Source organism: Leisingera aquaemixtae (assembly GCF_019801145.1).
In the GTDB taxonomy this organism is placed as follows: domain Bacteria; phylum Pseudomonadota; class Alphaproteobacteria; order Rhodobacterales; family Rhodobacteraceae; genus Leisingera; species Leisingera aquaemixtae_A.
Window position 1 is genome coordinate 1 of the sequence record NZ_JAHVJQ010000024.1, and the last position, 9,579, is coordinate 9,579.

The window sequence follows — 9,579 nt, forward strand, 5'->3', positions numbered from 1 at the left end:
CCCGACACGCCAACAGCACGCCAACCAACTGGGGCCGAAACCGGGGGCCTTTTCGGGGCTAACGGGTGCGCCGGATGCTTGTTTTCTTGTGTGAGAGGCCGATGGCTGGGGTGGTAGGAAACCATCAGTTCCGAGACTCTTCATCACCTTTGCCGATCCGCTAGAGAAACTGGGGCCGTTCCTGGGGCCTTTCGCTAGCTACCGGGCCGCCAGCGATCCGCTCACCTAAGATCCCAGCGCCGACATCCCAGCCGAAACATCCCAGCCAAGAAGCGCTAACCTTCCGCCTGCCATCATCCCAGCCTAGAGGTGACGGTGGAGACCCGATGGTGGCGTTGGCCGGTGTGGGGTGGTTAGACGGAAGTTCGAGTGTTCTCGAGAGAAAAATTAGAAAAGGTTTCACATCTAGGTTGAGGCGCTTGTCGCCAAAGAGAGATCTGAGGGACTGGTATCAGCGAGTAGCTTTGACCTAGCATCTTCTTGTTCGAAAGCTTCAATCGAGGCCTCCCGAACACTTTCAGAGCGCACTTCGCCAAAGTCGAAGCCCATCATCGTTCTAAATTCTTTAGCGTGTATCGTCTCGCGCTTGTCAGCCTGAGGTGTGCCATCGATAGAAAAGCGATTGAGGGAAACCACATTCTGCACATTGTGTAGCCATGGGTTCACATTCATCGCATGACCGATCATCATATATTCTGCTTCGGAAATAGTCTTAAAAACCTTGGTGCCCTGTTTGGTGACCTTCACTTGATTTCCAGCAGTGGTAAGCATGGGGAATAGATAAATAAACGGTCTGGCGCGTTGGTATTCTGACAAAATTCCAGCATATTTCTTTGGCTTATCCTGGGCTTGAAACAGGCGAGCATGAAGTGTCTGTCGTGAAGCTCGACCAACGTAATAGGGCCACGTCACGGAACTTCCCGAAGGTGAAAGGCCCATCACATACAGCCCTACAGTAGAGTATATGTCCTTCACGCCTACCTTATGTGCAATCGCTTCAGCCTGCTGGAACACCTCATCACGAGCTTCAAAATGCTTGATAGTTCGCAGGCCACGCTTGTCCTTATAGGTCGAGAAGTAGAAAGGTCCGAGGCACCTGAACCTATATTCAGTCATTTAATGTGTTTCTTTCCAAATTTACTATTTTCACCGAAGCTACCCTCTTCTGAATATCCCGAAATCCTTTATCGCAATACTCAAGAAACACTTACCAGCCACTAGCTGATCGATTTGAGTGTCTTCATATTGTCTCAGATCTCTCCGGCATGTTGTGTTAGGTGCGCCCCTTCAATCCCGTCAGAGTGGAAAGGCGGTCTAGCTTGGACACTTGAAATTCAAGATTTCTGGCGGGAAGTCAGTCCCCATCAAGAAAAATAGGCACAACTTTAAATGCACTTTCCACCGTGAGAAACTGTTGAATGTCGCCCTCCAGATCCTTCAGTAGTTTGGGCGTTCCGACGGCTACAAGAATTGCAGGGGGATTAAGCCGCCGAAGTCTATCAATCTGCCGGAAAAAGCTAGTGCGACTTCGTAGTCTGGCCAGCTCGATAACCACAGTGGAATCATGTGCTGTTTCTAGGAAGTGAACAACAAGATCTGCTCTGAATTGTCGCTCAGCCCCTCCAATAAGCGCCTCGCGAACGATTAGGGCATCATTCAAAAAGTCGTCACGGCTCAACCAGTCAAAGAGACTGTTTTGCAATTCCGTTTCCGTGACAATTTCACCACCAAGATTCGGTTGCCAGTTAGCAATACGCTCAGCAACTCGATCAAATTTCCCTTCATGTTTGAAGCGACTGCGCTCGGCGCCTTCCGTCAGCAGCGAAAGGCTAACCTCAGGAACATCGAAGAAAACCTCTAGGGCTCCGATTTCGTGCAACCTTTCAGCCGTTAGGTAACTGCTATGCGAACTGCGTAGCTGGACGACGACACTTCCTTCAAACAAGCCTAAGATTTGAGCACCAGGAATCAAGCTTCTCAGGCTTTGTAAAAGCCTGCGACGCAGAGGTTGAGATCGTGTGTCCCCTGCAAACCGAATTTCCCATGTGACCATTGGCTCAAGTGGTAGTGTCGAAGCGCAATCAAACAAAATTTCCGCTAGCAGCAATTGATCATAGTCAGAGAGCGGTTGGCTTCTCCCTCTCCCGCCCCTTCTTATAGACAGGCTTCTATATAGTCTCGCCAGCTTAGTTGAATCCGAGCGCCGCTTGCTAAGTTCCTCAAAGATAAACTCCAAGCCGAAACGAGTATCGTACCAAGCCCCCGCGGCGACATCGGGCACAAGTTGCGCAGCAGAGCGCGCTAGAGCCTTTGGCAACGGATCCCCGCCAGTGAAGGGAACTATTCCGCCAGTTCCGTTGGCGCTTACGGCTAGGAAATTGTTCCGAGTCTTCTGCACAAACTCAATGGCTTGCCTACCTTCATCCGAAATGGAGCATGTATTCGCATTCGTCAGGCCAATAGTTTCCTTGTCAGTTATTAAGTTTAGATAGATATTCCTATCAAAAAAACGTCGAGCTCCACTTTTGTGAATATTCGCCAATAGCTCTACTTCAGTAATCGGCACTATGCTGACACCTGGCTCTTGGCAATTTGTGCGACGAAGGGCTGGCACCATGCGCAGCTCAAGTTCGGCCTTCTTTTTTCTAAGAGCTGTTAGTAGGTCCGCTCGGCCAGTGGCATCGTAACTCTTTTTGAGAAACACGACCAAATCCAGATCACTCTGCTGAGCATCAAATTGATCTCCGCTTTCATAGATGGCGCTACCAAAGAGGAAAACTTCACAAGGGATATCCCTTGTGAACTCATTTGCCCAATCTTTACATAGATCTATGGCGATCCTTGCATCCGCATTCCAATCTTCATCGGCCATGCTAACCTCGTTACTCTTTCGAGCTAGAAAATTCATTCGATCACATTTGGAGGTGTGTGGGCAGTTCTTAAGTCTGTCGAAACTTGTCCGGAAATCCTTCCGTTCAATCAGAGCGCTGATGGCAGCTTCACTCCTCCAAGTTGCTAATAACTACCGCTTGACCGGATAAAACCGCAAGCAAAATTTTGAGCAACCTTCCGTATCTAAATCGATAGCAACTACGGAGGTTTATCATGCTGTCTCAAATGCTTGCGAAGTATCTGCTGGCGACCAAGCCGATAAAGGCCAGACGGTCCAGCAGCGGCGAAATCGTCATAGGCAAGATCATCATCGTCCTGTTTGCCAGGATCGACTGATGGTCGAGTATCAACCCGACGACATCGTAGTCATCCGCGCATCTGAAGATTGGCCGGAGCATCTGTTCCGGATCACTGAAGTCTTCGACGACTGTGTGGGCGGCTACTCACTGAACGGACCACTGGAAGGCGAATACGGCGAGCCGGACTTCGACCTGATCCTGAGGGTCTACGAGGGCGACTGAAGCCCTTTCTTCCCAAACTCAAAACTAGAAGGAGGAGACGCTATGTCTGCTCAGATCAAGTATGCGTACTTGAAGGGTCACACGTGGCTCTATCGACGCCATTTCCCGAAAGACGTCGCTCTGGCTCTTGGTCAGAAGGTACTGAAGCAGTCTCTGAAGACGCGCGATGCCGCTACTGCCCGCGTTCGGGCAGCTGAGCTTAATGCACGCTATGAGACCCTGGTGGCTGAGGTTCGGTCGCGCTCTGAGGAAGCACTTAGCCGGCCAAAGAGTAGTGCTGTTACTCCTGCATGGGCAGCTAAACCTGAAACCGCTCTCGACCGCCTGCGAACATCTCTAGCAGCCTCTGGTACTGTTCTGGATCGTCCGGACTTCAACCCATTGATCGAGAAGGAGAAGATTCCAACCGGTGATCGCGCGGAACTCTATCTGAAGAAACGCAGCAACCAGCTCCGCTACGGCGGGTACAAGTCGGTGCGGTATTCGGTGGAACTGTTCGCTAGCAAGTACGGTGAACGGTCGCTCTGCAGTCTAGGGAGGGACGATGGCCGGGAGTTCCTTGGAGCAATCGCCAAGCTTTCCCCACTGATCGGTAAATCTGCGTCTACGAGAGGCTTGGGCTTGGACGCTCTGCTCGCTTTCTCCGCCAACGGCACGGCTCGGATATCTGTCAGAACTCAGAAGCGTATCTGGTCGCAGGTGAACCATTTCCTCGACTGGTGCGTCTATGAGGGAGACCTGGATACCAACCCCTTCAGAACCGTTCGGTTTGATCGGAAGATCCGCCCTCAGCCTTATGCCGTGCCAACCGACGAGGAGGTGCGTCGTCTGCTGATGGATCGTGATCGCGACCTGTATCCGGTGCTTCTAACTTGCCTGTTGACGGGGATGCGTTCCGGCGAAGCTGCTGGCTTGCTTCGGGAAGATCTGGTGTCGAAGGGAAATCTTGGAACCTTTGCCTGGGTCAGACCAAATGAGCTGCGCTTACTCAAGACGGATGCTGCTGAACGACTAGTTCCGCTGCACCCAGTGCTGGAGGAACTGTTCACGGACCTGCCTAAGTTCGGCCCGCTATTCCCTGACTTGACCGTTGATCGCATTTCCAAGCTGTTTGCAGATGTCAGAAAGCGGTTGAAACTGGAGCGACCAAGGCTGGTGTTTCACTCCACAAGGAAGTGGTTCATCACTCAGTGCGAGCGAACAGGCGTTCCGGAGCACTTCACGGCTTCTCTGGTGGGTCATAAGTCGGCGCGGTCAGAAAACGGGATCACCTACGGCATCTATTCCGCAGGGATCTCGGACGAGCAGAAGCGGTCCATCATCGACCAGATACGGCTTCCGGTGCCGGGATGAGTATTCCCAACATTGAAGACTTCGAGGAGAGGGCCGCTATCGCTGAATACGATGGCGGTCTTTCTCGTAGGGCGGCTGAAGATCTGGCGGCTCGGTCTCAGGGTTTCGCTGGCGCTGAAGACTACTGGCGTTGGCTGGCGGAGTATGTGCTGACCCGGAAGATACCATAGAGCCCCCCGGCTGGCTTCGTGCTGGCCGGGGAGTACTTTGCTTTTTTTTGCTGCTGCTCCAAAAAACCGCTGCGAAAGCGTTAGTCAGGCCCTCAATTCATAGGTGTATTCCACTTGAACAGCTAGCCTTCATGGTTTGTAATATCGAGAGTAAATACTGAGCAGATGCCAAAATGAAGCTACCAAAGACAATCTCCGATGCGCTTGCAAAGGATTCCTCCCTAACCGCTATAGTAAGTACCGCCATTGAGGCATGCAGACCCATAATCTCGTCAAACCCTGAGTTCTTTCCAGAGTATACTGATCACGGCCCAGATCATAACACCGAAGTCCTGGACACAGCACTTGGAGTTCTCACAGACGATGCTCTCCAGCGCTTCTCCAACTCGGACTATGCTTCCTTAGCGCTTGCAGTCCTGTTGCACGATTGCGGCATGCACCTTTCTGGCGACGCGTTTGTCGAGCTCGTATCATCAAAGAACAAACTGTTGACACGACTTGACTCAACCACTTGGTGCGAACTCTGGGAAGAGTTCTTACTAGAAGCAAAACGTTTCGATGGTCGCCAACTTCGCAACCTCTTCGGTTCTTCTGATCCGGTATCCAATCCGCCTGACGACCCGGCGGAGTTCACAATAAAGCACAGGCTTTTGATTGGTGAGTTCCTGCGCCGACATCACCCTCGCTTGGCGCATGAGATTTCTGTCTTTGGTTTCCCAGGAGTTGATGGTCAACGCATCCCGCTTTTTAACGATCAAGCCGGTGATCTAGCCGAAATTGCAGGCCTCCTTGCACGTAGCCACGGTACGTCACTCCGCCAAGCATGTGACATTTTTGCAGAGCACTTTCATGAAAGAGAGTATCAGGATGTGCATCCTCCAATCGTCATGGCGGCTTTGCGAATTTCTGATTTTCTACAGATACAGCCAGAGAGAGCGCCCAAAAGTCAGCTTAAGCTAAGAAAGCTAAGAAGTCCCTTTTCTGCAGGCGAATGGCGAGTTCATCAGTCAGTGAGAAACATTACTCCGGCCGACAATGATCCAGAAGCGATATATGTTGACGCTAGACCTGAAGCCGTCGAAACTTTTTTAAAGTTCAAAAATTGGGCTGAGGGCTTTCAGTCAGAATTAGACGCGACGTGGGCGGCTCTTGGCGAAGTATATGGACGCTATGAAGCACAAGGTTTCCACAAGTTTCAGCTCAAACTTAGGCGCCTTAGAACCAGTATCGACGACCAGCAGACCTTTTCACGGAATTCTCCGTATGTTCCTGCTAGAATAGCTTTTGAAGCCTCAAGCCCTGACCTCCTTGGATTGCTTGTCGCTCCGCTATATGGAAACAGGCCCGAAGTTGGATTGCGAGAGCTCATTCAAAATAGTGTAGACGCAGTGGTTGAAAGGAACCACATTCAAAAGTGTCACTCTTCTGAGGAGCTCAATGGCTACGACGCTGATGTAATTGTTTATCCTGTTATCGAAGACGGCAAGGTCGTCAAGGTAGTTGTTGAGGACCGAGGAATAGGAATGAATGCTGATGTCGTTCAAAACTACTTCCTTCGTGCCGGTGCATCGTTTCGAAGTAGCCCCCAATGGAAGAAGGCGTTTACCACTGTAGACGGTGATTCAGATGTAGCGCGGACTGGCCGTTTCGGGATTGGTGCCCTAGCAGGTTTTTTGCTGGGATCCTTGATTGAAGTGGAGACGCGACGTTATGGAGAATCGAAAGGATTAAAGTTTTCTGCCGAGCTGGACAAGGAGGCTATTGAGGTCCGGAAATGTGATCGATCTATTGGAACCAAGATAATAATACATGTCGATGGCGAGAAGCAGAGATCTATAGGAAGGCTTTTTTCTAGGGACAAAGATGCCAGAGCAGCGTGGGATTGGTATTGTAATTGCCATCCGAAGCTGGTGCGCCTGGATGGAAATCTCGAAGAGATTGATCCAGAATTTGTTTACCTAAACGATGGGAAATGGGTCACCTTGGAGGTTCCCAAGTACTCCAACGTAGTCTGGGGGCGCCCAAAAAGTACTGGCCGGAAGTTTGGTGCGCAATCAGGTCCTCTGTTCAGTAACGGAATTTACATTTGCACCCCGGATTCTTATGGGGACAGCAATGAAGTTCTAGTGGACGACGCTCTAAGCTCTGACATTACTGTTTCAACCCCAACGATACTAATTACAGACAATGATGGGCATCTGCCAGTTAACTTGCAGAGGCACGGTCTTTCAGAAGTAGATGAAGATCTCTCTAAGGCACTACGAATTAGCTTGGCGAAAGATCTAATTGCAGAAACTATGGCCTTTGCGCCTGATGAAAGCCCATTTTCGAGAACCGGTAGGCACCAACTTGTTAACCGAAGAGTATCGGCAAGTTTTCGCTCTAGAACTCAAAAGTATAATGCGCACTCTCGCCCTCATTGGTGCTGGGAAGATGACGGGTGGCGTTTGGCAGATACCAACTTGGCTACGCGCAAAGAGTTTTTGTTAGTGTTCTATGAGAATACTTGCCTGGAATTTTTGAAGGATGAGCCGTCTCTTCTGAATAATGTTTCAATAGTGTGGCAACAATCTGGTGCGTCAGAAAGCAACTCCGCTGATATCAAAGAATTCTTTCGCGGGCTTTATAGGGAGAACTTCTGGGACAGGTCGAAGCTGGTTTCAGGCGGGTACCACTTGCCATTTCAAACAGTGTACTCCCTGCCAGTCAATAATAGACTCAAGAGAAGCCGTCTTCCAAATTATTTGTCTCAGGTCGTTTCCAATCAAATAGAAACGTCTGATGATCATTTTGCGGCCTTGACGAGTGGATCTATCCATCACCCTCTTCTTTCAAGACTGAAGGAGGAGATGAAAAACCGTGAGGTTCCAGATTTTGCTTTCACTTTTGCAGGTGTAGGGGAATTTTCCAAATTGAGAGATAAGGGTATCTTGGTAAAGCTATGGTCAGAAATGATAGGAGATGCCTCGATTCCAACAGATTTTGAACTCCGCAAAGCACGATTCCCCCAAATTTTCAGCGAGTTGGGAGGGCGAATTTCTTACTATAGAGAGTTGATTGCAGAGACCAGAGAGGGTTAATTTTTCTGGTCGGAAGATTTACAGAGCGTCTCCTTGCCTAGTTAAACAATGGCAGAGAGACGCACCAAAACTAATCCTAGCAGATACAAAAGCCAGAAAGAGCAGGCGATAGAGGTTTCCTCCCATAACTTCATGCAGAGAGATACATAAGAGTTAGTCACTTGCAACCTTCGCCATTTATAAGAAGTTGCCAACTTTCGATGCCCAACCCCTTTGCCACCCGATACAGATTGTCGATTGAGATGTTCTGCTCAGAGCGCTCGACGGCACTTAGGTAAGTACGGTTCAATCCCGCCTCGGCAGCCAGCCTTTCCTGAGACCAACCTCGCTCAGCCCGAAACAACCTCATGTTCCGCGCAACGATATCTCTGAGTGGGCTTTTAGGTGTTCTCTTCACACTCAACGCTATTGCGCACTGACGGTTTTAGCTCTACCGGTTTTAAGAGACATTCGAGGCGCTGACGCTGTATCTGCCATGATCCGCCAGACGCATACGACGCGCGGAAGGCATAGAGACGCTTCAAAACTACGCGGCGCTAAGGAGCGGGAAAGTAGGCAGATTTGCGGCTCCATCCATCTTTGAACGAGGAAGCTCATGGAAAGCACTTTTAGAGGATTGTTCTTGGCCGGGGTCGTTGGTGGCGTAGCTTGGTTCTGGTATGTGGTTCTGCAGCCAATGACGCTACTAGTCGAAGCAATGGGCATGTCTATCGCAACACTGACCGTAATTGGGTTAGCTGGCTGGTTGATGCTCAGGGGGCAACGGGTTCTAAAACAGCCTGAGGTGGCGGCAAAGGTCAGCAGGGCGGCTAGCGAAGCCGCTAATGTCTCTCAAGAGCTTTCACAGGTCAGCGCGGATGTACTGAAGGAAACAGGCAGTAAACTCGGGCCGATGTTGAGCTATGTGTTTGGCTTCTCAGGCCGGGTTTCTCGGAAAGAATATCTGATCGTCCAAGTCCTAACCGGGCTGCTGACACTGGTGTTGTTTGCTTTGTTTCTGATGGAGCCAGATAGCTGGCTGGGCGTTCTGTCGCTTCTGGCAATTGGAGCAGTTGCAGCGGTTCTTCTTGCCTTCGGTGTTCGCCGCACCCGAGATACTGGAGTAAATCATTGGTGGTTCCTTCTAGTCCTCGTTCCGCCAGCGAACCTCGCCCTGATGGTGTTCCTGCTTCTGGTCCCGACGGACGAGTTCAAAGACGCCCCCGTCTAACCACCCCACACCGGCCAACGCCACCATCGGGTCTCCACCGTCACCTCTAGGCTGGGATGATGGCAGGCGGAAGGTTAGCGCTTCTTGGCTGGGATGTTTCGGCTGGGATGTCGGCGCTGGGATCTTAGGTGAGCGGATCGCTGGCGGCCCGGTAGCTAGCGAAAGGCCCCAGGAACGGCCCCAGTTTCTCTAGCGGATCGGCAAAGGTGATGAAGAGTCTCGGAACTGATGGTTTCCTACCACCCCAGCCATCGGCCTCTCAAACAAGAAAACAAGCACCCGAGGGACCCGTTAGCCCCGAAAAGGCCCCCGGTTTCGGCCCCATTGTTTTGCGGGTGAGTTGGCGTGTCGAG

The 9,579-nt window shown here is 50.9% G+C and carries 8 protein-coding genes; 5 read left to right on the top strand and 3 right to left on the bottom strand.

The features are described from left to right. Positions 1 to 405 precede the first annotated feature (405 nt). Both KUW17_RS22930 and KUW17_RS22935 read right to left on the bottom strand, forming a co-directional pair. Complete coding sequence (locus KUW17_RS22930) at positions 406 to 1,116, bottom strand: hypothetical protein (RefSeq protein WP_222482617.1); 711 nt, start codon at positions 1,114 to 1,116, stop codon at positions 406 to 408. Between the two features lie 238 nt (positions 1,117 to 1,354). Beyond that, positions 1,355 to 2,872: a hypothetical protein gene (locus tag KUW17_RS22935; protein ID WP_222482618.1), complete on the bottom strand. Its 1,518-nt coding sequence runs from the start codon at positions 2,870 to 2,872 to the stop codon at positions 1,355 to 1,357. Between the two features lie 233 nt (positions 2,873 to 3,105). Between KUW17_RS22935 and KUW17_RS23440 the strand changes: the two genes are divergently transcribed. From KUW17_RS23440 to KUW17_RS22950, 4 genes are all read left to right on the top strand, one after another. Then, the gene (locus KUW17_RS23440; RefSeq protein WP_261397381.1) at positions 3,106 to 3,228 is read left to right on the top strand and encodes a hypothetical protein; all 123 of its coding nucleotides are present in this window, start codon (positions 3,106 to 3,108) and stop codon (positions 3,226 to 3,228) included. Continuing rightward, entirely contained in the window at positions 3,228 to 3,413 is a 186-nt protein-coding gene (locus KUW17_RS22940; protein ID WP_222479786.1) for a hypothetical protein, read from the top strand. The genes KUW17_RS23440 and KUW17_RS22940 overlap by 1 nt, the downstream gene beginning before the upstream one ends. A gap of 42 nt (positions 3,414 to 3,455) precedes the next feature. After that, complete coding sequence (locus tag KUW17_RS22945; RefSeq protein ID WP_222482619.1) at positions 3,456 to 4,766, top strand: DUF6538 domain-containing protein; 1,311 nt, start codon at positions 3,456 to 3,458, stop codon at positions 4,764 to 4,766. A gap of 343 nt (positions 4,767 to 5,109) precedes the next feature. After that, a complete protein-coding gene (locus tag KUW17_RS22950; RefSeq protein ID WP_222482620.1) occupies positions 5,110 to 8,016 on the top strand; it encodes an ATP-binding protein in 2,907 nt (968 codons plus the stop codon). A 157-nt stretch (positions 8,017 to 8,173) separates the two neighbouring features. On the opposite strand, the gene KUW17_RS22955 is transcribed toward KUW17_RS22950, so the two are convergent. Beyond that, the gene (locus KUW17_RS22955; RefSeq protein WP_261397383.1) at positions 8,174 to 8,365 is read right to left on the bottom strand and encodes a helix-turn-helix domain-containing protein; all 192 of its coding nucleotides are present in this window, start codon (positions 8,363 to 8,365) and stop codon (positions 8,174 to 8,176) included. Positions 8,366 to 8,611: 246 nt separating this feature from the next. On the opposite strand from KUW17_RS22955, the gene KUW17_RS22960 reads away from it, so the two are divergent. Further along, complete coding sequence (locus KUW17_RS22960; RefSeq protein ID WP_222482622.1) at positions 8,612 to 9,226, top strand: DUF805 domain-containing protein; 615 nt, start codon at positions 8,612 to 8,614, stop codon at positions 9,224 to 9,226. Positions 9,227 to 9,579: the final 353 nt, after the last annotated feature.